Source organism: uncultured Pelagibacterium sp., from assembly GCF_963972885.1.
In the GTDB taxonomy this organism is placed as follows: Bacteria; Pseudomonadota; Alphaproteobacteria; order Rhizobiales; family Devosiaceae; genus Pelagibacterium; species Pelagibacterium nitratireducens.
In genome coordinates, this window is sequence record NZ_CAXAXY010000013.1 from 1 (window position 1) to 25,005 (window position 25,005).

General features: G+C 60.7%; 21 protein-coding genes. 12 read left to right on the forward strand and 9 right to left on the reverse strand.

All coding sequences use genetic code 11. The annotated features are described in order from the left end of the window. From AACZ55_RS03995 to urtA, 5 genes are all read right to left on the reverse strand, one after another. Window positions 1-230 (reverse strand): ATP-binding cassette domain-containing protein (locus AACZ55_RS03995; protein ID WP_339643339.1); only part of this gene is annotated, 230 nt, incomplete at its 3' end. 1 nt (window position 231) lies between these two features. Continuing rightward, window positions 232-987, reverse strand: a complete 756-nt coding sequence (urtD, locus tag AACZ55_RS04000; protein WP_339643342.1) for an urea ABC transporter ATP-binding protein UrtD — start codon at window positions 985-987, stop codon at window positions 232-234. 4 nt (window positions 988-991) lie between these two features. Beyond that, entirely contained in the window at window positions 992-2,215 is a 1,224-nt protein-coding gene (gene urtC, locus AACZ55_RS04005) for an urea ABC transporter permease subunit UrtC (protein ID WP_339643345.1), read from the reverse strand. Window positions 2,216-2,330: 115 nt separating this feature from the next. Next, complete coding sequence (urtB, locus tag AACZ55_RS04010) at window positions 2,331-3,944, reverse strand: urea ABC transporter permease subunit UrtB (protein ID WP_339643348.1); 1,614 nt, start codon at window positions 3,942-3,944, stop codon at window positions 2,331-2,333. Between the two features lie 109 nt (window positions 3,945-4,053). After that, window positions 4,054-5,304 (reverse strand): urea ABC transporter substrate-binding protein, encoded by a 1,251-nt coding sequence (gene urtA / locus AACZ55_RS04015; protein ID WP_338610762.1) that lies wholly within the window; start codon window positions 5,302-5,304, stop codon window positions 4,054-4,056. Window positions 5,305-5,593: 289 nt separating this feature from the next. On the opposite strand from urtA, the gene AACZ55_RS04020 reads away from it, so the two are divergent. From AACZ55_RS04020 to infB, 9 genes are all read left to right on the forward strand, one after another. Beyond that, entirely contained in the window at window positions 5,594-8,965 is a 3,372-nt protein-coding gene (locus AACZ55_RS04020; RefSeq protein WP_339643351.1) for an ATP-binding protein, read from the forward strand. Continuing rightward, on the forward strand, window positions 8,952-9,881 hold the full coding sequence (locus AACZ55_RS04025) for a DNA-binding response regulator (RefSeq protein ID WP_339643354.1): 930 nt from the start codon (window positions 8,952-8,954) through the stop codon (window positions 9,879-9,881). Before AACZ55_RS04020 ends, AACZ55_RS04025 begins: the two co-directional genes overlap by 14 nt. A 301-nt stretch (window positions 9,882-10,182) precedes the next feature. Then, entirely contained in the window at window positions 10,183-11,802 is a 1,620-nt protein-coding gene (lnt, locus tag AACZ55_RS04030; RefSeq protein WP_339643356.1) for an apolipoprotein N-acyltransferase, read from the forward strand. 141 nt (window positions 11,803-11,943) lie between these two features. Then, window positions 11,944-13,113, forward strand: coding sequence for a methionine adenosyltransferase (metK, locus tag AACZ55_RS04035; RefSeq protein ID WP_338608194.1), 1,170 nt, complete (start codon window positions 11,944-11,946; stop codon window positions 13,111-13,113). Between the two features lie 73 nt (window positions 13,114-13,186). Beyond that, window positions 13,187-13,888: a tRNA (guanosine(46)-N7)-methyltransferase TrmB gene (trmB, locus tag AACZ55_RS04040; RefSeq protein WP_339643360.1), complete on the forward strand. Its 702-nt coding sequence runs from the start codon at window positions 13,187-13,189 to the stop codon at window positions 13,886-13,888. Between the two features lie 95 nt (window positions 13,889-13,983). Then, on the forward strand, window positions 13,984-14,613 hold the full coding sequence (gene rimP, locus AACZ55_RS04045) for a ribosome maturation factor RimP (protein WP_339643363.1): 630 nt from the start codon (window positions 13,984-13,986) through the stop codon (window positions 14,611-14,613). Between the two features lie 4 nt (window positions 14,614-14,617). After that, on the forward strand, window positions 14,618-16,234 hold the full coding sequence (gene nusA, locus AACZ55_RS04050; RefSeq protein ID WP_338608191.1) for a transcription termination factor NusA: 1,617 nt from the start codon (window positions 14,618-14,620) through the stop codon (window positions 16,232-16,234). Between the two features lie 82 nt (window positions 16,235-16,316). Beyond that, a complete protein-coding gene (locus tag AACZ55_RS04055; RefSeq protein ID WP_338608190.1) occupies window positions 16,317-16,907 on the forward strand; it encodes an RNA-binding protein in 591 nt (196 codons plus the stop codon). Beyond that, window positions 16,904-19,504, forward strand: coding sequence for a translation initiation factor IF-2 (infB, locus tag AACZ55_RS04060; RefSeq protein ID WP_339643367.1), 2,601 nt, complete (start codon window positions 16,904-16,906; stop codon window positions 19,502-19,504). Before AACZ55_RS04055 ends, infB begins: the two co-directional genes overlap by 4 nt. 33 nt (window positions 19,505-19,537) lie before the next feature. Here the strand turns inward: infB and AACZ55_RS04065 are convergent, their stop codons facing one another. Continuing rightward, window positions 19,538-20,335: a LytTR family DNA-binding domain-containing protein gene (locus AACZ55_RS04065; protein ID WP_339643370.1), complete on the reverse strand. Its 798-nt coding sequence runs from the start codon at window positions 20,333-20,335 to the stop codon at window positions 19,538-19,540. Window positions 20,336-20,439: 104 nt separating this feature from the next. On the opposite strand from AACZ55_RS04065, the gene AACZ55_RS04070 reads away from it, so the two are divergent. After that, entirely contained in the window at window positions 20,440-20,922 is a 483-nt protein-coding gene (locus tag AACZ55_RS04070; RefSeq protein WP_339643373.1) for a DUF2306 domain-containing protein, read from the forward strand. Here AACZ55_RS04070 and AACZ55_RS04075 read toward each other — a convergent pair. The 3 genes from AACZ55_RS04075 to AACZ55_RS04085 all read right to left on the reverse strand — a co-directional run bounded on the left by AACZ55_RS04075 (window position 20,917) and on the right by AACZ55_RS04085 (window position 23,807). After that, the gene (locus tag AACZ55_RS04075) at window positions 20,917-21,774 is read right to left on the reverse strand and encodes a LysR family transcriptional regulator (protein ID WP_339643376.1); all 858 of its coding nucleotides are present in this window, start codon (window positions 21,772-21,774) and stop codon (window positions 20,917-20,919) included. The two genes, AACZ55_RS04070 and AACZ55_RS04075, sit on opposite strands and share 6 nt — an antisense overlap. 89 nt (window positions 21,775-21,863) lie before the next feature. Next, on the reverse strand, window positions 21,864-22,844 hold the full coding sequence (mbfA, locus tag AACZ55_RS04080) for an iron exporter MbfA (protein WP_339643379.1): 981 nt from the start codon (window positions 22,842-22,844) through the stop codon (window positions 21,864-21,866). A gap of 39 nt (window positions 22,845-22,883) precedes the next feature. Continuing rightward, window positions 22,884-23,807: a LysR substrate-binding domain-containing protein gene (locus tag AACZ55_RS04085; RefSeq protein WP_339643382.1), complete on the reverse strand. Its 924-nt coding sequence runs from the start codon at window positions 23,805-23,807 to the stop codon at window positions 22,884-22,886. Between the two features lie 93 nt (window positions 23,808-23,900). Here AACZ55_RS04085 and AACZ55_RS04090 point away from each other — a divergent pair, with 93 nt between their 5' ends. Together AACZ55_RS04090 and AACZ55_RS04095 are read left to right on the forward strand one after the other, a co-directional pair. Next, window positions 23,901-24,083, forward strand: a complete 183-nt coding sequence (locus AACZ55_RS04090) for a hypothetical protein (RefSeq protein WP_339643385.1) — start codon at window positions 23,901-23,903, stop codon at window positions 24,081-24,083. 50 nt (window positions 24,084-24,133) lie between these two features. Then, entirely contained in the window at window positions 24,134-25,003 is an 870-nt protein-coding gene (locus tag AACZ55_RS04095) for an ATP/GTP-binding protein (RefSeq protein WP_339643388.1), read from the forward strand. The last annotated feature ends 2 nt before the right edge of the window (window positions 25,004-25,005 follow it).

The following is a 25,005-nucleotide window of genomic DNA, read 5'->3' on the forward strand; positions in this document are numbered from 1 at the left end:
CGGGCCCGCGTATAGGGCGGAATTTTCTTGAGTTCGAATTCTTCGAACCGGATCGCGCCGCCCGAAATCGGATGTGTTCCCGTGATCGCGCGCAACAGCGAGGATTTTCCAACCCCGTTGCGCCCCAGGACAGAGGTGATCTTGTTGGGCTGGGCGGTGATCGAAACTGTCTTGAGCGCCTGCGCGGCGCCATAATGCAGATCGACATCGGTAACGGTCAGTGTCGTCATTTCAGCGTCCCAGGTAGCGTTCGATGACCAGCGGATCGGCCGAGACATGTTCGAGCGAACCCTGCGCAAGCACGGAGCCTTCGGCAAGACACGTCACCCTGCAGTCGAGATCGCGCACAAAGCTCATGTCGTGTTCCACCACCACCACAGAGTGATGTTTGGAAATCGACTTCAGCAATTTCGAGGTTTCCTCGGTTTCCGAGTCGGTCATGCCGGCCACCGGCTCATCGACCAGCAGCAGCTTGGGATCCTGGGCGAGCAGCATGCCGATCTCAAGCCACTGTTTTTGACCGTGAGAAAGGTTGGCAGCGTATTCATCCTTCCGGTGAGTGAGCCGCACAGTGTCCAGTATCTCCGCTATATGGTTCGTGTCCGTCGCATCGCGAGTGTAGAGCCAGGACGAAAACACCCCGCGCGGCTTTTTGAGTGCCAGTTCGATATTGTCCCAGACCGTATGGCTCTCAAACACCGTCGGCTTCTGAAATTTGCGTCCGATCCCCAGATTGGCGATTTCGGTTTCATCCTTTTTGGTTAGGTCAACCGATCCCTCGAAAAACACTTCCCCGGTATCGGGGCGCGTCTTGCCGGTAATTATGTCCATCATCGTCGTCTTGCCCGCACCATTGGGGCCGATAATGGCCTGCAAATCGTCGCGCTTGACGAGCAGCGAGAGCGAGTTGAGCGCCTTGAACCCGTCAAAGGAAACGGTGACGCCGTCGAGATAAAGGAGCGATCCTTCGCGCAGTGTATCAACCATTTGCTTACTCCGCCGGAGAGGGTCTTGCGCCGTGGGGCGTCTGGTCGTGTTCATGGCTTTCGACAGGTGCATCGTCCAATACCGGTCCCGGTGCGGGCCCGGCGCCTTTTTCGAAAGTATCGGAGGCACGGCGCTGCTTGAGTGCCGTCCAGACCGATGTGCAGATCCCCACGATCCCCTTTGGCATGAACAGCGTCACGAACACGAACATGCCGCCCAGGATAAACAGCCACAAATCGGCGAACGTGCCGGTGAAGTAGGACTTTGCGGCATTGACGATCACCGCGCCGATGATCGGTCCGACAAGCGTCCCGCGCCCGCCCACAGCCGTCCAGATCACCACTTCGATGGAGTTGGCCGGTGCAAATTCTCCAGGATTGATGATCCCCACCTGCGGCACATAGAGGGCCCCGGCAAGCCCGGCCATCACCGCCGAGACGGTAAAGGCGAAGAGTTTGACGTTTTCCACCCGGTACCCGATGAACCGCGTCCGGCTTTCCGCATCGCGCACCGCAACCATGACCTTGCCGAGCTTTGAGCGAACAATCAGCGAGCACAGGGTAAAGCACAGCGCCAGAAGGATCGCAGAGGCAGCGAAAAGGCTGGCGCGCGTGCCGGCCGCCGAGATCGGCGCGCCCAGTATTTCGCGGAAGTCGGTGAGCCCGTTGTTGCCGCCAAATCCCATGTCGTTGCGGAAAAACGCCAGCATCAACGCGTAGGTCAGTGCCTGGGTGATGATCGAAAGATAGACCCCCGTCACCCGGCTGCGAAACGCGAACCAGCCAAAGACGAACCCCAAAAGTCCCGGCACGAACGCCATCATGACAAGGGCGAACCAGAACATATCGAACCCCTGCCAGTACCAGGGCAACTCGGAATAGTTCAGAAACACCATGAAGTCGGGCAGCACAGGATTGCCATAGACACCCCGGTCGCCGATCTGGCGCATCAGGTACATGCCCATGGCATAGCCGCCCAGCCCAAAGAATGCACCGTGTCCGAGCGAAAGAATGCCGCAATAGCCCCAGACCAGATCGAGCGCCAGCGCGAGCGTTGCATAGGTCAGGTATTTGCCCATCAAGGGCACGAGATAATTGGGTACCCGCAAGGGATGACCGGTCTGGAGCATCAGGTTGGAAAGGGGAACTGCGATGGCTACGACCAGCAATATGGCGACCACCCAGACGGCCTTCGCTCCGAGCTTTTCAAAGATCTTGCCGGTTATCATGGCGCGGTCCTTCGCTGGGCAAGCCGGCCGGTGTCGTCGCGACCATCCTTTTGTTCTGTGACGGGCCGCGCCATCGTGCCAAGAGCGCGAAAAATAGCGGTATCCACGGTCAGCCTCATGCCTCCACCGCCCTTCCCTTGAGCGCGAACAGGCCCCGTGGGCGGCGCTGGATGAACAGGATGATAAGAACAAGGATCAGGATCTTGGCCAGCACCGCTCCGGCATAGGGCTCAAGGAATTTGTTGGCGATGCCCAACGTCAGAGCGCCGACCAGTGTCCCCCACAGATTGCCGACCCCGCCGAACACAACAACCATGAAACTGTCGATGATGTAGCCCTGTCCGAGATTGGGCGAGACGTTGTCGATCTGGCTCAACGCGACCCCGGCCAACCCCGCAACCCCCGAGCCGAGCCCGAATGTCATGGCGTCCACCCATGGGGTTCGAATGCCCATGGCCGATGCCATGCGACGGTTCTGGGTCACCGCCCGCATCTGCAGACCGAGCGGGGTTCGATTGAGGACCAACAGCAGCAAGGAAAACACAACGATCGCAAACACCACGATCCACATGCGGTTCCAGGTGATTGCCAGCCCCCCCAGCTCGAACGCCCCCGACATCCAGGAGGGATTGCCCACGTCGCGGTTTGTAGCGCCGAAAATCGTGCGCACGCTCTGCTGGATGATCAGTGAAAGCCCCCATGTGGCCAGAAGCGTTTCCAGCGGTCGGCCATAGAGCCAGCGGATAACGCCACGCTCAATGGCGATGCCGATCATCGCCGTGACCAGGAAGGCCATCGGTATGGCGATGGCGAGCGAATAGTCGAACAGGCCCGGGCTGGTCGTACGAATGATTTCCTGGATGACGAAGGTGACATAGGCCCCCAGCATGACCATCTCGCCATGCGCCATATTGATGACCCCCATCACCCCGAACGTAATGGCAAGTCCGATCGCGGCCAGAAGCAGCACTGAGCCGAGCGAGATGCCATACCAGACGTTCTGGCCAACGCCCCACAGCGCCAACGCCTGATTGATCTGGGCCATGCCCGCCTCGATGGCTGGCCGCTGGTCATCGCTGGCGCCAGCGAGGCTGGAATTGAGAATGGCCAGGGCCTGCCGATCGCCGCGGGCCGAAATGACCGCAACGGCATCAGCGATCTCTTCCTCGCTGGCGTCGGTGTTGAGCATGGCGGCGGCCCGTGCCTGCTCCATGACTCTGAGAACCGAAGAGTCGGTTTCCTGGGCAATCGCCTCGTCCAGCATCGGAATGGCGTCGGGCTCGGCCGTGGAAAACATTTCCCGCGCTGCGGCCAGTCTGGCGCCGGGATTGTCGCTCATCAGCGTCAGGCTGCCCACGGCGGCCGCAATATCGCGGCGCAGGGAATTGTTGATCCGGATGACGCTCATTTCTCCCGTCGTATCGAGATCGGCCGCCTCGCCGGTCAGGGCGTCGGCGTAGGCATTGCGCCCTGTTTCGATGAAGATGCCGCCGGTGTCGGATTCGTAGAGTTCGCCCTCGCCAAGTGCTTGCAGGATCGGCAGCGCCGCGTCCTCGCCGCTGGCGACAAGCGCCGCAACGGCATCTTCGAGTTCGCCGAGGCTGGCGTCATACATCGTGGGCAAGATTTCGGAAACGCCTTGGGCCCGCGCGCTACCAGCCGCAAGAACGGCGAGCGCGAGAAAAACCATTAGAGAAAGATATCTGGTGAGCCGATTGAGACTGCGCATGATCGCGATCCCCTTTCACAATCGAGCCGGTCGGAAGGATTTCTGGTCAATGTTGACAGCAGAGCCGGGGGCGGGACGACCCGTCCCCGGCAAACGCGAAATGTTCGGCCTATTCGGCTGAGCCGCCGCCGCAGGTTTCGGTTTCGGTGTTGTAGTTGCCGCACATGATCGGGTCGGTCCAATCGGCTTCGAGCATTGCGGACTCGGGCAGATAGTCGGACCAGGCATCGCCCGGCACCAGATCGTCGGTTTCAGAGACCACGAAGAACTGGCCGTCATCCTGAATTTCACCGATCAGCACCGGCTTGGTGATGTGGTGGTTGGGCAGCATCTCGGCCATGCCACCGGTCAGGTTCGGCGTTTCCAGCCCGACAATCGCTTCGATCACCGCGTCGGCATCGGTGGTTCCTGCCGCCTCGACGGCATCGACCCAGAGATTGAAGCCGATGTAATGGGCCTCCATCGGGTCGTTGGTCACACGATCTTCCGAGCCGATGAAGTCCTGCCATGAGGCAATGAATTCTTCGTTCTCGGGCGTTTCAACGCTCATGAAGTAGTTCCAGGCGGCAAGGTGGCCCACAAGCGGTGCGGTGTCGAATCCCGAAAGCTCTTCTTCGCCCACCGAGAACGCGACGACCGGAATGTCTTCGGCTGCGACGCCCTGATTGGCCAGCTCGCGGTAGAACGGCACATTGGCATCGCCATTGATGGTCGAGACCACTGCTGTCTTCATGCCTTCCGAGCCGAAGGCCACGATGTCGGATACGATCGTCTGCCAGTCCGAATGCCCGAACGGGGTATAGTTGATCATGATGTCTTCCGAAGCCACACCGCTATCGAGAAGATACTGCTCGAGGATTTTGTTGGTGGTCTGGGGATAGACATAGTCTGTGCCGGCCAGCACCCAGCGCTCGACGCCTTCTTCGTTCATCAGATAATCGACAGCGGGAATCGCTTGCTGGTTGGGCGAGGCGCCGGTGTAAAACACATTGCGCTGGGATTCTTCGCCTTCGTACTGGACCGGATAGAACAGCAGCGAGTTCAGCTCTTCAAATACCGGAAGCACCGATTTGCGGCACACCGATGTCCAGCAGCCAAAGACCGCGTCGACTTCGTCGACTTCGATCAGCCGGCGCGCCAATTCCGCAGCGAGCGGCCAATCCGAAGCGATATCCACGACAACGGGTTCGAGCTGGCGGCCCATCACGCCACCGGCCTCATTCTGTTGCTCGATGAGCATCAGCATGACGTCTTTGAGCGTGGTTTCCGAAATCGCCATCGTGCCCGACAGCGAATGCAGAATCCCGACCTTGATCGGCCCCTCGTCCTGCGCAATGGCCGGCGCCATCGGCAGGCTCATGCCACCGGCCAGAACCGTGGCAAGCAAAGCGCGCGATGCGCTGAATTTCTTCATGGTGATGTCCCTCAGTTTGGTTCCCCAAGGCGTCATTGACTGACGCCCTTGCCGGACTTTGGGACACTTCGTTGAGCTGACCCTATACGTCGATTGACGTAATCAGGAAGCCATTGCAGGAGCCAACTCTTGCGCCGGGGCATGAAAAGCCGCGTGATTCCAATGCAATCCATGCTATGGAGAGGTTGGAAAATTTTTGTGCAGCCAAATAAAATGGCTAAAAACTAGACGATTCATGGCGCGACAAAGAATCATCCCCATCCGGCGCGAATACAACCGCTGGGTGGCCAACGAAACGCTGGAAGACTACGCCCTGCGCTTCACCGCCAAGTCGGCGCGGCGCTTTTCCAACGACCGCATTTCCCAGACTGCAATCGGTGCAATTTCGTTTCTGGCGCTCGAAGCCATCGGTGGCGCCATCACTCTGAGCTATGGCACGACCAACGCGATGATCGCCATCGCGGTCGCCTCCATAGCGATCCTGTTTGTGGGAGTGCCCATTGCCCGCTATGCGGCGCGCCATGGCGTCGATGTGGATCTTTTGACCCGCGGGGCCAGCTTTGGCTACATCGGGTCGACCATCACCTCGCTGATCTATGCGGGCTTCACCTTCATTCTCTTTGCCATTGAAGCATCGATCATGTCGAGCGCCCTGCAACTGGCCTTCGGCATTCCGCTGTGGCTCGGCCATATCATTTCGGCGATCGTTGTGATCCCGCTGGTCACCCATGGGATCACCATGATCTCGCGCTTCCAGATTCTGACCCAGCCGGTCTGGATCGTCCTCAACATACTGCCGTTCTTTTTCATAGCCTTCATGGATTGGGAAAAGTTCGATCTCTGGCGCGCCTTTACCGGACTGGACCAGCCGCCGGGCGAACCGGGCTCAATCGCGCCCTTCGAAGTCGCCAAATTCGGTGCCGCATCGGCCGTCATTCTGGCGCTGATGACCCAGATCGGTGAGCAGGTGGACTTTCTGCGCTTCCTGCCGGCGGAAAAAATGCCCAAATGGCGGCACAAACTGGGGGTGTTTCTTGCCGGCGCGGGCTGGGTGGTGGTTGGCGCACCCAAGCTCTTGGCGGGTTCTTTTCTTGCCTTTCTCGCACTTTCGGCCGGCGTTTCGCCCGAACACGCTTCCGAGCCGGGCTACATGTTTGCCATCGCCTTTGGCTACATGATCCCCAACGAGTTTCTGGCACTGATGCTCATGGCCGTATTCGTGGTCATAAGCCAGCTCAAGATCAACGTAATGAACGCCTATGCGGGCTCGCTCGCCTGGTCCAATTTCTTTTCCCGGCTCACCCATTCCCATCCGGGCCGCGTCGTCTGGCTGATGTTCAATGTGTCCATCGCGCTGCTGTTGATGGAGTTGGGCATCTACCGGCTTCTCGAAGAAACGCTTGGCATCTTTTCGATTGTTGCCATGGCCTGGCTGTGCTCGATTTCCGCCGATCTGTTCATCAACAAGCCACTGGGATTGGCCCCGCCGGGGATCGAGTTCAAACGTGCCCACCTCTATGACGTCAATCCCGTCGGTGTCGGCTCGATGTTTCTCTCGGCCACCATTGCACTGGCCGCCCATTTCGGAGCCTTCGGCACCATGGCAGCGGCCTTGTCTCCCTACATCGCGCTGGTTGTGTGCTTTGTCGCATCCCCCACTCTCGCCTGGGCCACCAAGGGCAAATATTATCTGGCCCGCAAGCCTCGCCGCCAATGGCAAAAGCTTAAAACGCTCACCTGCTCGATCTGCGAACACCCTTTCGAGCCCGAGGACATGGCCTGGTGTCCGGCCTACGCCGCTCCGATCTGTTCGCTGTGCTGCTCTCTCGATGCGCGCTGCCATGACATGTGTAAGCCACACGCCCATTTCCGTGCCCAGACTCAGGCCGTGGCCGCCACAATATTGCCCGGCTGGGTCGTGGAAAAGCTCCAGTCCCGTCTGGGGCGATACGCGATCGCGACGCTGGTTGCCGTATCGATGCTCGGCGGCGCGCTGGCGCTCATCTATGGACTGGCCGCCCAATACGCGCCCGAAACCGCCGATGTCGTGGGCGGAACGCTGCTCGTGGTCTTTTTCGTTTTCTCGGTGACAGCAGGGATCATGACCTGGTTCCTGGTGCTTGCCCATGACAGCCGCCTCGTTGCCGAGGAGGAAAGCACGCGCCAGAACACCTTGTTGCTCAAGGAAATCGATGCGCACTCGAAAACCGACGCCGAACTGCAGCGCGCCAAGGAAAAGGCCGAAGCAGCAAACAACGCAAAGTCCCGTTACGTCGTTGGATTGAGCCATGAACTGCGCACCCCGCTCAACGCGGTTATGGGCTATGCCCAAATCCTCGAGCGTGATCGCGAGATTCCCGTCAATCGACGCGGCTCGGTCGAAACCATCCGCCGCAGCGCCGAGCATCTGTCGGGATTGATCGACGGGTTGCTCGACATCTCGCGTATCGAGGCGGGGCGGCTCCAGGTCTATTCCAACGAGATCAATATCGAGGACTTCCTCGACCAGCTCGTGGAGATGTTCCGGCCGCAGGCGGAGGCCAAGGGACTCGCGTTCAACCATGTGCGCTCGCCCATGCTGCCCCAGTATGTGCGAACCGACGAAAAGCGCTTGCGTCAGATACTGGTCAATCTCTTGTCCAATGCCATCAAGTTCACGTCCGAAGGCACGATCACATTCGAAATCGGATATCGCTCCCAGGTCGCGACCTTTACCGTCGCGGACACGGGAAGCGGCATTTCCGAAGACGATCTGCAGCATATTTTCGAGCCCTTCGTGCGCGGCGAGGCCGAGCGCTCCCGCTTTGCCCCTGGTCTCGGGCTGGGGTTGACCATCACCAGGCTGCTGACCGAAACCCTCGGCGGTGAAATCACCGTCTCCAGCGCGCTCGGTTCAGGCACCCGGTTTCAGGCACGGCTGATGCTTGCCCGCGTCGAGCGCCTCGCCAAGGCAGGTGCGGACCGGCGCCGGGTGACGGGCTATAGGGGTGAACGCCGCACCATCATGGTGGTTGATGACAATGCCGAGCATCGTGACGTGATGGACCAATTGCTGACGCCGCTCGGCTTTACGGTCCTGACCGCTGTCGATGGCCCCGATTGCCTCTCTCGTCTCGACGCGGTTCGCCCGGACCTCTATTTCCTCGATATCCGCATGCCGGGCATGAGCGGGTGGGCGCTGGCCGCGGCCTTGAGGCAGAGGGCCGTCAGTGCGCCAATCGTTCTGCTTTCGGCCAATATCGGAGATGGCGCCGGCCCGACGGGCGGGGATGCCGGCCACACCGACACACTGGCCAAACCTGTCGATCTCTATCAGCTGCTCGACAAACTCGGCGCCCACCTCAAGCTCGATTGGGAGTACGCCAACCCTGGCCCTGCAGCGGAGGTCCGGCCCAAAAAAATGCGCTCTCCGGGCAGCGAGCACCTGCGCGACCTTGCCGGCCTGGGACAGATCGGGCATGTGCGGGGCATTGATGCCAAGCTTGGCGAACTGGCCGGCGACCCCGAAAATCTCCCGCTGGTCCAAGCCCTGCGGCGGCATATGGAGGTGTTCGATTTTGACGGCTATGCCGAGCTTCTGGAACGGATGAGCCATGAGCCCGATTGAGCGCGAAAACGATATCGTGCTTCTGGTCGATGACTCCCCGGAGTCGCTGGGGTTCCTGACTGCGGCGCTCGAGGATGCCGGCCTGACCGTGCTCGTTGCGCGGTCAGGAGAAATGGCGCTCGGTATTGCCGATCGGGTGACGCCGGACGTGGTGCTCATGGACGCGGTCATGCCGGGCCTTGACGGCTTTGAAACGTGTCGCCGGCTCAAAACTGTGCCTGCCCTCGGCCACATCCCGATCATCTTCATGACTGGTTTGACCGAGACCGAGCATATCGTCCATGCCCTCGATAGCGGTGGGGTCGATTATCTCTCAAAGCCCATAAACGTCGATGAATTGAGGGCTCGCATCCGCGTCCATCTGGCCAATGCCCGACGCGCGCAAAGCGCACACATTGCGCTTGATGCCGCCGGGCGCCACCTTGTGGCCTTTGCCGCCGAGGGGCCGCTGCTCTGGTCGACGCCGCAGGCCAGCCGCCTCTTGACGCGCTCGGGCATTGATGCCGAACAGGAGGGCCCCATGTCGGAGCGCTTTCTGGAGTGGTTGAAGAGCGCCGGTGGTTCCCCCGATGCCGGCGGGGGCTTTGATGTCGCTGCTGCCGGTTCGCCCGGTTTGCAGTTATCGTTTCTGGGTCTTGTTGCCGGCGAAGAATATCTGTTCCGTCTGTCGAGCGCCCGGACGGAAGGCACCGAGGATGCCCTGCGCCAGGCTTTTGGATTGACTCAGCGCGAAAGCGAAGTGCTGCTCTGGATTGCCCGCGGCAAGTCAAACAAGGACATCGGCGATATTCTCGGGCTCAGCCCCCGGACCGTAAACAAGCATCTCGAACAGGTTTACACCAAACTCGGCGTTGAGAACCGAGCTTCGGCCGCGATCAAGGCCGTGCAAGCGCTTCAGGTTGTTGCGGAATTCTAGAAGCGATTGCGCAGCCGGTAGGTGATTAAAAACTGACCGCAACGATTATGGTTGCTCCTGCGATATGCACATTTTTCGGGCATTTGTTAAATGACAAACCCGTCATAGTGCGCTAAGACAATTGCGCCGGATATCCTCCGGCAGAGGTTGTTTGCACCACAATCTCAGCGCCCCGTACGTTCGCGAGGCGTACGGGGCATTATCAAAACCGTGCGCGCACCCAGATAAATGGCAACAGAGTTGACCGCCTTGGGCGGTACGGTCACGGTTCTGGCCAGTGATTCGATGCGCAAGGACCGCCATGACCGCTCTTGCCGAGTTTGCAATGCTCGCCCATGGGTGGCGGCGCATCCTGATGCTGGTCCTCGCAGGTGCGTTGGCAGGGCTGTCGGCACCTCCGATCTTTTTTCTTGTTGCTCTGTTTGTCACAATGCCGGTGCTGGTCTGGGCCCTTGATGGTGCGGAACGCAAGCGCTCGATCCGTTCCATGGTGGTGGGTCCTGCATTTCGCATCGGGCTTGCCTTCGGCTTTGGCTATTTCCTCGTCGCCCTGCACTGGATCGGCGCAGCGTTCTTTGTCGACGGCGGGTGGCTCCTTGTCGTCATGCCGTTTGCCGTGGCCGGGCTTGCTCTGCTGCTTGCGGTCTTCTGGGGGCTGGGCACGGCCCTGGCGCATTTCTTCTGGTCGGCCGGGCCTGGACGGATATTTGCCCTTGCTACGGCGCTGACCCTGGCCGAACTGGCGCGCGGCTATCTTTTCACCGGCTTTCCTTTCGATCTCTTGGGTTACGCGCTGACCGCCAACCTCGAAATGATGCAGGCAACCAGCCTTGTCGGTGTTTACGGGCTGACATTTGTGGCCGTCCTTATTTCAGCCACCCCGGCGCTGGTGTGGCCGGCCGCGGAGCGTTCGCTGATTGCCCGCATCCTTCCCTTGTTCGCCGCGTTCGGGTTGCTCGCCGGCCAGATCGCCTGGGGCAATTTTCGACTCAATGAGACGCAGACCGAGCCCTTCGAGGACGTCGTTCTGCGAATCGTCCAGCCGGTCATCCCCCAAGACGTCAAATGGCAGACCTTTGCGCGCGAGGAGACAGTTAGCCGCCTGCTCGATTTGTCCACCATGCAGACCAATCCTGACGATCAGGCACTTGGCGACGTCACACATCTGGTCTGGCCCGAGGCCGCCATTCCCTTCTTTTTGTCCGATGAACCCGAGCTGCTCGCCCGAATCGCCCGCATCCTGCCCGACGACATCTGGCTTCTGACCGGCGCGCCCCGCCAGCCCTATGGGGCCAATGGTGAGATCGTGCCTGGCGCCAAGCCATTCAATTCGGTGCTGGCCTTCAACGGGGAGGGCGAGGTCGTCACCTCCTACGACAAGACCCATCTCGTTCCGTTCGGCGAATATTTGCCGTTTGGCGACTTTTTGCGTCAGTTCGGCATCACCCAGCTGGCCGAAGGGTCGCAGGGTTGGGCCGCCGGCGCCGAGCGCAGATTGTTTCACCTGCCTGGCTCGCCCGCCATCCTGCCGCTCATTTGCTACGAGATCGTGTTTCCCGGCAGTCTTGGTGCATCGGTCGATGAAGCGGGCTTCATCCTTGTCGTCACCAATGACGCATGGTTCGATGGATCAATGGGGCTGGCCCAGCATTTTCACCATGCACGGGTCAGGGCGGTCGAAGAGGGAAAGTCGGTGGTTCGGGCGGCAAATTCCGGCATTTCGGCCATTGTCGACCCCATGGGGCGCATCGACGCAATGATGGCAGAAGGTATGGTGGGTGCCATCAAGGGCACGCCCGCTCAACCGCTGTCTCCGACTTTTTTTGCCCAATATCGCCATTGGCCACTGGTCGGCATGCTGATTTTGGGGGTGCTGTTGTCCTTGCCGGGCCGGCGCCGCCGCCTCAGGCGTCTCGACTGACCCTGTCCATATAAAGCTTTCTTTATATGGCCCTTGCTTTCTGCGTCCCAACCTGCGAAAAGCAAGTTCGAAAGTGCCCGGGATTGAGCCTGGACACGCGCACTTCCGCGTGCGCCCTCGCCAGTTGAAATGAGGTTTAACGTGGCCAGTTCTTCTTATCTCTTCACCTCGGAATCGGTTTCCGAGGGTCATCCCGACAAGATTTGCGACCAGGTCTCCGACGCCATAGTGGACGCATTTTTCGCGCAAGATCCCTATTCGCGCGTTGCCCTTGAAACCTTGGCGACCACCAATCGCGTCGTTCTGGCGGGTGAGGTGCGCGGCCCTGCATCCATAGATGCCGGTCGTATGGAAGATATCGCGCGCGGCGTTGTCAAACGGATCGGCTACGAGCAGGAGGGGTTCAATTGGCGGACCCTTGATGTGTCGTGCCATGTGCACGAGCAGTCCGCCCACATCGCCCAGGGCGTCGATGCCTCGGGCAACAAGGATGAGGGCGCCGGCGATCAGGGCATCATGTTCGGCTTTGCTGTCAACGAGACGCCCGAGCTGATGCCGGCCCCGCTCACTTACGCTCACAAGATCCTAAAGAACATGGCGGCGGCCCGCCATTCCGGCGCCGTTTCCGAATTCGGCCCCGATGCCAAGAGCCAGGTGACCCTGAAATACGAGAACGGCAAGCCGGTCGGTGTTTCCGCCGTCGTCGTTTCGACCCAGCATATCGAGAATGTATCCCAACAGTGCGTCCGGGACCTCGTGCGCCCCTTTGTCGAAGACGTCCTGCCCAAGGGCTGGATGCCCCCTGAGGACGAATTCTACGTTAATCCCACTGGCGCTTTCGTCATCGGTGGGCCCGATGGTGACGCGGGGCTGACAGGCCGCAAGATCATCGTGGATACCTATGGCGGCGCGGCGCCTCATGGTGGCGGCGCGTTCTCGGGTAAGGATCCCACCAAGGTCGACCGCTCGGCAGCATACGCAGCCCGCTATCTGGCGAAAAATGTTGTGGCGGCGGGCCTGGCGGAAAAATGCGTCATCCAGCTCTCCTACGCCATTGGCGTGTCCAAACCGCTCTCGATCTTTGTCGATACCTACGGCACCGGCACCGTTGATGAGGACCGGTTGGGCGCAGTGCTGCAAAAGGTCATGAACCTTTCCCCGCGCGGTATCCGCGAGCATCTGGGGCTCAATAAGCCAATCTATGAACGCACGGCCGCCTATGGCCATTTCGGGCGTGAGCCGGAGGCCGATGGCGGGTTCTCATGGGAGAGAACCGATCTGGCCGAAGCGATCCGGGCCGAGCTGACCTGATCCTTGCTCGTCCGATCCATTGATTGTAAAGCGCGGCGCAACACGCCGCGCTTTTGTTTTCGATAGTGAAACCATGACGTCCAAATCCATCCCGCAGGACCCCAAAGGACCGCGCGCCTTTTTCGGACGCCGTTCGGGCAAAAAACTCCATAAGGGCCAGCAGGCGCTGTTCGAAACGCTGCTTCCCGAGCTGACTGTCGATATTTCCGCGCCTGTCGACCCCGGGACGCTGTTCCCGCAGGCAGGGCGCATTCATCTCGAAATCGGCTATGGCGGCGGCGAGCATCTCGCCCGCATGGCGCGCGAAAATCCCAAAGACGGTTTTATCGGCTGCGAGGTGTTTACCGGCGGCATCGGCAAGCTGCTGGAAACAATCGACATCGAAGGCATCGATAATATCGCGCTGTTCCCTGACGACGTCATCAAGCTTCTCGGCGTGATGCCCGCCGCCTGCATCGATTGTCTCTACGTTCTCTATCCCGATCCATGGCCCAAGCCGCGCCATCACAAGCGACGCCTGATCCAGTTCAACATGCTTGCCGAGTTCGCCCGCGTGCTCAAACCCGGCGGCACATTTCGGTTTGCCACCGACATCGAGGATTACGCCAACTGGACCTTGGCCCATATTTTAAAGACCGAAAGATTTGCATGGCCCATCGCCGAACCCGGCGCCTGGCATCTGCCCTATCCCGGCTGGCAGTCCACGCGGTACGAGCAGAAGGCCCGCCGGCAGGGACGCATGAAGAGCTTTTACTTCGAGTTCTTGCGTTCGTGACGATGCGGCGCTATATGATGCCTAACAATCTCGGAAAATGAGAGAGTGGGTGCCGACCGGCCCCGCTCTTTTTTATTACCTCAATCAGGGTAAGCATGACTGCCAATACAAAACGCTACATCCGCGAATCCGCACTCGAGGCGCGTGTTGCGGCAATCGTCGAGCCGGTGGCCCAATCGCTGGGCTATGATCTGGTTCGCGTGCGCATCAGCAATGACAATGGCTGCACGCTGCAGATCATGTGCGAGGACGAAAATGGACATTTCGCCATCACCGATTGCGAAAAGCTTCACCACGATCTCAACCCGGTACTGGATCTCGAAGATCCCATCGACCGCGAATATCACCTCGAGATATCCTCACCCGGCGTCGATCGGCCGCTGGTTCGGGCCCGCGATTTCCAGGCTTGGGTCGGACACGAAGCCAAGGTCGAGCTCGGCGAAATGATCGAGGGCCGCAAGCGCTTCCGCGGCGATATCGTCGGCGCTGACGATGACACGTTTTCGATCCGCCTGCCCGACGCACCGGTTGGAACCGATCCCGTTCATGTGCTGCCGCTGGCACTCTTGGCCGAAGCAAAGCTTTTGATGACCGACAAGCTGCTCGATGAGGCGCGCAAGCGTCAGGCAGAAAATCCCGATTACGACGAAGCCGATGAGGACGTCGAGACCATCATTGAAGAAACCGACGGCGGCGACGCCGACGAGCGAACCCAGGAGAATTGATCCAATGGCCGTTTCAGCGAACAGGTTGGAGCTTTTGCAGATCGCCGATGCCGTGGCGCGCGAAAAGTCCATCGACCGCATGATCGTCATCGAAGCTATGGAAGAGGCCATTCAGCGCGCCGCCAAGGCTCGCTACGGTGCCGAAACCGAGGTCAAGGCCGAGATCAATCCCCGCACCGGCGAATTGCGCCTGTGGCGCCTGCTCGAAATCGTCGAGCGTGTCGAAGAATATGGCCGCCAGATTTCCCTCAAGGAAGCGCTTGCCAAAAACGACGCCGCCAAACTCGGCGATTACGTGACCGAGCCGCTCCCCCCGATCGAATTCGGCCGTATCGCAGCCCAGTCGGCAAAGCAGGTCATCGTCCAGAAGGTGCGTGATGCCGAACGCGACAGGATGTACGAAGAATATGCGGACCGTGTCGGCGAAATCGTCAACGGTTCGGTCAAGCGCGTCGAATATGGCAATGTGATCGTCGATCTCGGCCGCGGTGAAGCCATTATCCGCCGCGACGAGCTGATCCCGCGTGAACAGTTCCGCTATGGCGACCGCGTCCGTGCCTACATTTATGACGTGCGCCGTGAGCAGCGCGGGCCGCAGATTTTCCTCTCGCGCACCCATCCCCAGTTCATGGCCAAGCTCTTCGCCCAGGAAGTGCCGGAAATCTACGACGGCATCATCACCATCCGCTCGATCGCCCGTGACCCGGGCTCACGCGCAAAGATCGCCGTGACCTCCTCGGATTCTTCGATCGATCCGGTCGGTGCCTGCGTGGGTATGCGCGGTTCGCGTGTTCAGGCGGTTGTCGGAGAATTGCAGGGTGAAAAGATTGATATTATCCCCTGGACGAACAATATAGCAGATCTGGTCGTATCCGCGCTCCAGCCTGCCGATGTCGCCAAGGTGGTGCTCGACGAACAGGCAGAGCGCATCGAAGTGGTGGTTCCCGACGAACAGCTTTCGCTTGCCATCGGTCGCCGTGGCCAGAACGTGCGACTGGCCAGCCAGCTGATCGGCTGGGACATCGACATCCTGACCGAGCAGGAAGAATCCGAACGCCGCCAGAAGGAATTCACCGAGCGGACGGCGCTCTTTATGAACGCGCTCGACGTGGACGAGATGGTTGCCCAGTTGCTCGCATCGGAAGGCTTCTCCTCGATCGAGGAACTGGCCTATGTCGATCTGGCGGAAATCGCCTCGATCGGCGGCTTTGACGAGGAAACGGCTGGAGAGATCCAGAACCGTGCCACCGAATTCCTCGATGCGCAGGAACGCGAGCTTGATGAGGAGCGTAAAAAGCTCGGTGTCGAGGACGCACTTTACGATATTCCGGGTCTTTCGGCAGCAATGCTGGTTGCCTTGGGCAAGGATGAAATCAAGACTGTCGAAGATTTCGCCGGCAATATTGCCGACGATCTGATCGGCTGGACCGAGCGCAAGGACGGTGAAACCAAGCGCTTCGAAGGCACGCTTTCGGCCTTCCCGTTGTCCAGGGAAGAGGCCGAGGACATGATCATGGCCGCGCGCCTCAAGGCTGGCTGGATCACTGAGGACGACCTGCCTCAGGCAGAACTCGTTGAAGGTGAAGACGGAGTCCCCGCCGAGGGCGAGGTCGCACAATAGCGACATTGCTCCTCATCGGGGCGTTTGGCAGAACAAGGACAAAAGGGCGCCGCAATTGGGCCGCGAAAAAGATGTAGAGAGGATGTGCGCGCTCACGCGGGCCGAAAAGCCCGCATCCGCGCTCATCCGCTTCGCGGTTTCCCCCGACGGGGTTCTGGCGCCCGATGTCGATGCCAAGGCCCCTGGCCGCGGCGTCTGGATCACCCTTTCTGCCCCTGCAGTGGATGAGGCGGTGCGCAAAAAGGTTTTTGCGCGGAGCCTCAAGGAAAATGTGTCCGTGCCGCCCGACCTTGCAGAACTGGTGCGGACCCGGTTAGAACAACGCCTGACAGGCACTCTGGGGTTGGCGCGCAAGGCCGGCATCCTGGTGACGGGCGCCGCCAAAGTCGCTTCGGTTCTTCAATCGGGACGGGTGGGCGCGCTGATTACCGCCAGCGATGCAGCCCCCGACGGACGCCGCAAGATGCTGCAATGGGCCCGGCGCGGCGAGGTCGCTGACAGGTTGGTCCATATTGAATCTCTCTCGTCGACCCAATTGGGTTTGGCATTGGGGCTCGAAAATGTGATACACGCTGCGCTGACTCCCGGCGCGGCAGCAAATTCGGTGATTGAACGGGCAAATCGGCTTGCCCTTTTCAACGCCACAGACAGAGAAGAAGACGGCAACATATGACCGATAAGGATAAGACCAGCGACAATTCGGGCTCGGGGAAAAAGACCCTGACCCTCAAGGGCGCGCCCAATCTTGGCGCACGGCCCGGCATGTCGCGGTCCTCACGCACCGTCGTGGTTGAAAAGCGCACCCGCCGCGTGGGTGGGCCCGGTACGGGCGCGCCTCAACAGTCGGGTGGCAATGCATCAGGTGGCGGCAGGCCTCAGCCTTCTCGTCCGGGCGGCCGCCCGCAGTCGGCGAGCCCGCGACAGAATGCAAATTCGGCCAGCCTCACCCAAAACGAGAACCAGGCCCGCGAGCGCGCCCTGCGCGAAGCGGCGGCTCGTGCCGAGGAAGATCGTGCCAAGGCCGAGGAAGAGGCCCAGCGCCACGCCGAGATCGATGCCCGCCGCAAGGCCGAGCGCGAAGAGGCCGAGCGCCGTGCGGCCGCGGTTGAAGCCGCCAAGGCCCAGGAAGCCGTCAATGACGAGCTAGACGGCATCGTGCCGGTCAAGGCCGGACAGGCCCGGCCCAAACCCGTTGCCAAGCCCAGTCCGCGCGCAGCTCAGCCCGATATGCCGCCCCCGCCGCCTCCGGGTGAAGGCGAGGATGACCGCGTGCGCCGCCGCGCTGCGCCCGGTCCAAAAGCGCTTGTCGACAAGGACGAGCTTGAACGCGCCAAGCGCAATGCCGCACCGCGTCCCAGCGCAACCCCTGCTCGCCGCGATTCCAACTCGCGTGGGCGCCTGAACGTCAATTCGGCGCTCGACGATAGCGATCGGCGCGGACCGTCTCTGGCTGCCATGCGCCGGCGCCAGAACAAGAAGATGGGTCGCAACACCAAGGTTGCCCAGCCCAAGCTGGCCCGTGAAGTCACGATCCCCGAGGCAATCACCGTGGCCGAACTGGCCAACCGCATGGCCGAGCGTGCCGTGGACGTCATCAAGCTCTTGATGGCCCAGGGCCAGATGCTCAAGATCAACGACATCATCGATGCCGACACTGCCGAACTGGTCGCCACCGAAATGGGTCATACCGTCAAGCGCGTTGCTGAAAGCGATGTTGAAGGCGGTCTGTTTGACGACGTTGGTGGTGATGACGCTGGCGATCTGGTCAACCGGCCGCCAGTCGTGACCATCATGGGCCACGTCGACCACGGCAAGACCTCGCTGCTCGATGCGATCCGTGAAGCCAATGTTGTCTCGACCGAAGCCGGTGGCATCACTCAGCACATCGGCGCCTATCAGGTCGAAAAGAACGGCCAGAAGATCACCTTCCTGGACACGCCGGGCCACGAGGCGTTCACCGCCATGCGCGCCCGCGGTGCGCAGGCTACAGATATCGCCATTCTGGTGGTGGCTGCCGACGATGGCGTGATGCCCCAGACCATTGAATCGATCAAGCACGCCAAGGCGGCGGGCGTCCCGATCATCGTGGCGATCAACAAGATCGACAAGCAGGGCGCCGATTCCACCCGCGTGCGCACCGAACTGCTTCAGCATGAAGTTTTCGTGGAATCGATGGGCGGTGAAGTGCTCGACGTGGAAGTGTCCGCGCTCAAGAAGACCAATCTCGACGGCCTGCTGGAAGCGGTGTTGCTACAGTCCGAGGTGCTCGAGCTCAAATCGCCTGAAAAGGGCGCCGCTCAGGGTCTGGTCATCGAATCCAAGCTCGACAAGGGCCGTGGTGCCGTTGCGACCGTTCTGGTGCAGCGCGGCACGCTCAGCGTTGGCGACATCGTCGTGGCCGGTAACGAATGGGCCAAGGTTCGTGCACTGATCGACGACAAGGGCGAGCAGGTGAAATCCGCCGGTCCTTCGACGCCGGTCGAAGTGCTTGGCTTCTCCGGTGTTCCCGACGCGGGCGACCGTTTCGCGGTGGTCGAAAGCGAAGCTCGCGCTCGTGAGATCACCGAATACCGCCAGCGCGTCATTCGTGAAAAGACCGCCGGTGGCGGTGCGACCTCGCTCGAGCAGATGATGAATCAGCTCAAGGCTTCGGGCATCGCCAAATTCCCGTTGCTCATCAAGGGCGACGTGCAGGGTTCGGTCGAAGCGATCGTTACTGCGCTCAACAAGCTCTCGACCGACGAAGTGTCGGCCCAGATCCTCTATTCAGGCGTGGGCGGGATCACCGAGTCCGACGTGACCCTGGCAACGGCGTCCAGTGCGGTGATCGTCGGCTTCAACGTGCGCGCCAACAAGCAGGCCGCCGAACTGGCGCAGCGTGAAGGCATCGAAGTCCGCTATTACAACATCATCTACGACCTGATCGACGACGTTAAGGGCGTGATGAGCGGGATGCTGGCGCCTGAAGTGCGGGAGACGTTCCTGGGCAATGCCGAGATCCTCGAGGTGTTCAACATCTCCAAGGTCGGCAAGGTCGCCGGCTGCCGGGTTACCGATGGCATGGTCGAGCGTGGTGCCGGCGTGCGCCTCATTCGCGACAACGTGGTTATCCACGAGGGCAAGCTCTCGACGCTCAAGCGTTTCAAGGAGGAGGTCAAGGAAGTCCAGTCCGGTCAGGAATGCGGCATGGCATTCGAAAAATACGAAGACATGCGCCCCGGCGATGTTATCGAATGCTATCGGGTCGAAAAGGTTCAGCGCACGCTTTAGGCCTGCCAGCCTAACGATTTCAAAAGGCGCTGCTCATTGGGCGGCGCCTTTTTCATGGGCGCGTATCGCGGCGAGATAGCTGCGCGATACTGGGAGCATTTCCCCTGTCGCAAGCTGGACGACCACGCGGCTGTCAACGCGCCTGACCGATGAAATTGCCTGCTTGGCGACCCAATGGCTGCGATGAATCCGAAGGCCGTCAATCCCTTCGGTTTCGGCGATCGCGTCGGAAAGGCGCATTAAGAGCAATGACTTACCCTTGTCCGTATGAACTTCCACGTAGTGATCGGCCATCGACATGTGGCTGAGCGGCCCGCGCATATGATTAGGCAGGCGGTCGAGAATTTTCGGTATCTTTGCCGCTTCCGGTGTCGTTTGATCCCTGCGCCTTTCGAGTTGGGGCTCAACCACCCCTTCCATAACACCCATCAGCGCCAGGCTGATTAAAAGGCAATAGATATAGAGTTCGAAAAGACTTAGTCCGGTGTAGCTGAGGTCGGGAAAGAACAGCCAGCTGATCATCGCGACAGCGACCGTAACGGGAATCGAGGACCCGATGCCCAGCACGGCGATGCGCGCCAAAAGCGGGCCGCCACGGGGCAGGATCAGCGCCCGGGCAAGCGCCGCCCCGATTGTGCCCGCTCCATAACTGCCCACAACGATGAGCAGCCAATAGACGATGCGCCGCGTCGGCGCCAGAAGCGCAAATGTTGAAAAGGGCCCGGTAATCCCGGCGATTACCCCCACCCCCACCATTATCCCCCACGCCAGCGGACTGGAAAAAACGCCGTGCAGTTGGCGAAGCGTGAAATGAATGGGGCTGTCGTTCACGAAGACAAATTCCTGGTTCACGTATCCGGACTTGCGGCTGTGACGCCCATTGGACACTCGGTGCACATCCGCCTCACGCCCAAACTACATGCCGGAGCCGTCCAATGGATGCAACAGCCCTTATCGCGTCGCCCCTCGCCATCCAGATTCATGCCGTTAGCGCCATAGCGGCCCTTGCCCTGGGAACCATCGTTCTGCTGATGTGTAAGGGAACAGGACTTCACAAGGCGATGGGCCGCATCTGGATCGGGTTCATGATAGTGGTCGCGCTTTCATCCTTTCTGATCGCCGAGATCAGGATGTTCGGGCCCTATAGCCTTATCCATGCCCTTTCGCTCTATACACTCCTGGGTCTGGTCCAGGCGGTGCTCGCCATCCGGCGCGGCCATGTCCGCGCCCATCGAAGCCATATGATAGCTCTTTATTCCGGTTCGCTCATTCTTGCCGGAGCGTTCACGCTCCTGCCCGGACGCCGCATGCACGCTGTGGTGTTTGCCGATGGCGGAACCACGGCTTTTCTTGCAGCGCTGGGTATCGCGGCCATTCTGGGAGCGCTCTACTACCAGCGACGGCGCGCCAAGCTATGAGATATCGCCAGCGAACAGGTTTGCATGACCCCTCATCAGGCGTGCGATCCGGTTGGCGAGCGTCCTGACGGGTGGACTGTGGCGCTCCTCATGATGCAGGATCAACCATTGATGCGACGCAAGGTCGGGAATGGGGCCTCTGATGCGCGACAGGCGCGGATCGACGTCGCCGATAAAGCAGGGCAGTACGGTGATACCCGTGCCCGCTGCCACCAGTTCACGCACCGAGTGGGCATCATTGCCGCTGACCACGATGCGATCGCCGTGATGGGCCTGCAACCAGCGCGCCGAGCCCGTCGCTGCCGCGGGGCCGGAGACCCCGACGAACAATCCATCGCGTACGCCCGCAACCAGACGTGGCGCGCAATAGAGCGCATAGGCGACCGGGGTCAGCTTGCGGCCGGCAAGGCTCTGCTCGGTCGGCGCCGAATTGCGGATTCCGATATCGGCGGCGCGGCGCCCGATATCGACCTTGTCATAGGCGGTGACAAACTCGACCCGGAAACCGTCATCGGGTGACCAGAGCTCTTCGATATGCCGGGACAGAAAATCGGTGGTCCAGCCTCCTGCCGACACCCGCACCACCCGCGCGCCGATCGCCCCGTCGCGCCAATGGGTAACCGCCCGCATTGCGGCTTCGACATCCTCGGCGCGCTTGAGCAGCGCTTCGCCGGCGCTGGTGAGGGTAAACCCTCTCTGAGCGCGCACAAAAAGCGTTTCGCCGATCTGGCGTTCGAGCGCAGTGACCCGTCGCCCCAAGGTCGCCGCGCTCAACCCTGTCGTGGCGCGCGCTGCCGACAGCCCGCCAAGCCGGGCAACGTCGAGAAACAGCCGAAGATCATCCCAGGACACATCCATGTTTCAATTATGAAACGATAGTGTCGCTAGAACAAGGGAGGGTGCGTGCCTTTGCCCCCGGTCTTTGGGGTTAGACGGTTCAATTATGCATTGCCGATGATGATACCTGCGGCAAAGACCAGGGAGCCGCCGAGCACCACCTGCATGACGGCGCGCCAGAAAGGGGTGTCCATGAACCGCTTCTGAATCCAGGCGATGGTCCAGAGCTCAACGACGACGACGGCCATGGCGATGGTGGTGGCGGTCCAGAAATGGAGAATGAGATAGGGCAGGGCGTGGCCCAGGCCACCCACGGCCGTCATGATGCCCGAGGCGAAGCCGCGCTTGATGGGCGAGCCCCGCCCGGTCAAACGCCCATCGTCGCTGGCCGCTTCGGTAAAGCCCATGGAAATGCCAGCGCCCACCGATGCGGCAAGACCGATCAGAAATGTCGACCATGTGTCGCCCGTGGCAAAGGCGGCGGCAAAGATCGGCGCCAGGGTGGAGACCGAACCGTCCATCAGCCCGGCAAGTCCGGGCTGGATATAGGTCAGAACGAAATTGCGGTGCGCCGTGGTTTTTTCGCTGTCGCGGGTTTCAGGATCGAGATGGGCGTCATGGAGGGCTTCGGCCTTGTGTTCGTGCCCGCGTTCGGCGCGTTCGAGATCGCCCAAAAGCTTGCGGGTCTCGGCATCCTCGGTCTGCTTGATCGCCTCAGCATAAAACCGCGCCGCGTCCTGCTCCATGTCGCGGGCCTGGTTGCGCACCGTGTCCAGATCGAGCTCGGCCATCAGCCAAACCGGCTTGCGGGCATAAAAGCCGCGGACATGCTCGCGCCGGATCGGCACAATCGAGGGCCCGAAACGCGATGCATAGCGGTCGATCAGCAGGCGACGGTGCTGGTCCTCTTCGGCGGCCATGCCATCGAAAATTGCGGCGCTCGACGGATAGTCCTCGCGCAACCGCTCGGCATAGGCCGCATAGATGCGCCCATCTTCTTCTTCGGACGATATGGCCAGCGCAAGGATTTCCCTTTCGGACAGGGATGAAAAATCGCGCCGAGCGGGGCGGAAGGTGGTCAGCATTGAAGGACACCCGATCAAATAGTTTAGAACTATTCTAAACTATAGGGCGTGGCTGGCAACCACCTTTTGCGTCGCGGTTTCGCACGCTTCCATCTGGCTCACCAGCCATGAGCGGAATTTGCGTGTGCGGGCAGGCAACTCACGACCCCTGGCAGTCGCAAACCAGTAGCCGAATTTCGAATGCGTAATGGTGGGGAACGGAGCGACCACCTGACCGCGCTCCAGTCCATATTCGGCCGTGATGCCAAGCGCCAACAGCACGCCCTGGCCGGCAATGGCCGCGTCGAAAGCCAGGGCAGGATCGGAAATCGCGGGGCCCGAAAGTTTCAGACCCGTCTGGCCCACGGCCGCCAGCCAGTCGGGCCATGAAAGCATAGACGCCTGATCCATGATGACGGGAACATTGGCCAGATCAGCCGGCGTTTTGAGCCGCTCGGCCAGTCCGGGCGCGCAGACGGGAAACACCGCATGGGTGCCGATGGGCTCTGCCATAACGCCCGGCCAGTCACCGGCCCCGAACCGGATGGCGCAATCGACGTCCGGTCGTCCGAGATCGACAAGTGCGCCGGTGGTCAGGAGTTTCAGCTCGATCTCGGGATGGACGGCACCCAGATCGGCCAACCGCCAGATGAGCCAGCGCGAAGCAAAAACATTGCCCACGGTGACGGTCAGAAGGTTACGGTCCTGTGAGGGCGCCATGAGACCTGCCTGCGCGCGGCCAAGGGCGACAAACCCGGCCTCGAGATCGGCCAGAACCGCCAAGAGGGCACGGGTGGGCACCAGCCCTTTGGTCGTGCGCTCAAACAGAGCCAGCCCACACCGGTCCTCCGCGCGGCGAATCTGCTGACTGACAGCGCCCGGCGTCACGCCGAGCGCCCCGGCGGCTGGGCCAAGCGCCCTGTGCCGCGCCACAAGAGCGAGGGCATGGAGGGCATTGAAGGGAATGGTGGTCGCTTCATCCATATAGTTTTTCTAAACGCGGGTGCAGAAGATGTCGATGGTCGCAGCTGTTCTGCTGGTCGATACTGAGGGAAAATTTATCCAAGGCCACGACAAATGTTAAAAGCACTCTTCCGGTTTCTCACTGAGCCCGATCCCCAGATCGGAACCCGACCGCACGATTTCGAAGCGCTGGACCATCTCGATTTGCACACTCTGGCCGACCTGCCGGCCTATCACCCGCGCCAGGAAGCCCATTGCCCCATGGTCGCACATGACAGGCCGCGGTCAGATTGCTAAAGTTTGACCTCGGGCGCCGGGTGGATGGCGCCCAGATGAGGAGAAGACCCATGAAAAATCTGACGCTCGCCCTTCTGGCGGCTTGTGCCGCATCGAGCCTTGCACTGCCGGCCCTGGGCATGGAACTGACCGAATCCTGGCGCCTGGAAGGGTTCCAGATGCCAGAATCGGTGATTTACGACACCGCCAACGAGCGCATTATCATCGGCAACATGGTCGCCATGGGCGCCGAGGCCGGCGAAAACGGTTATCTCTCGCTCGTTTCGCCCGATGGCGAGATGGTCGAGGAGCAATGGGTGACCGGCCTGCAGGACCCGCGCGGCATGGCCATCGTCGACGGCCAGTTGTTTGTCGCCGACAATATGGGCTTCCATATTGTCTCGTTGGACGACGGGACGCTTGTGGAAACCGTCACCATGCAAGGTGCAGCGTTTCCCAATGATGTCACCGCCGATGATGATGGCAATGTCTACATTTCCGACATGTTCGGCCAGACCATCTGGCGCTATGCCGATGGCGAGGCGTCGATCTGGTTCGGCCCCGATGACGGGATTACCTTCCCCAATGGGCTTTTTGCCCATGACGGGCAGATCATCGTCGGCTCGATGGGTGCCGATATGGGCGAAAATTTCACCTTCGGGACACCGGGAGGACTCTATGGCGTCGACGGGAACGCCACCGGTGTAACCCCGCTGGATGGTGCCACTGAAATCGGCGCTATCGACGGGGTGGCGGCCATCGGCGATATCATCGTCTTTAATGACAACCCGACCGGCACCATCTATGGCTGGCGCGATGGGGACACTGTCGAACTCGCCACTGTGGGCGCCGGCGCTGCCGATATTTCTGCCCACGAGTCGATGGTTCTGGTGCCCCAGATGCAACAGGGTGCGCTGATCGCAATGAGCCTTACCCAGTAGGT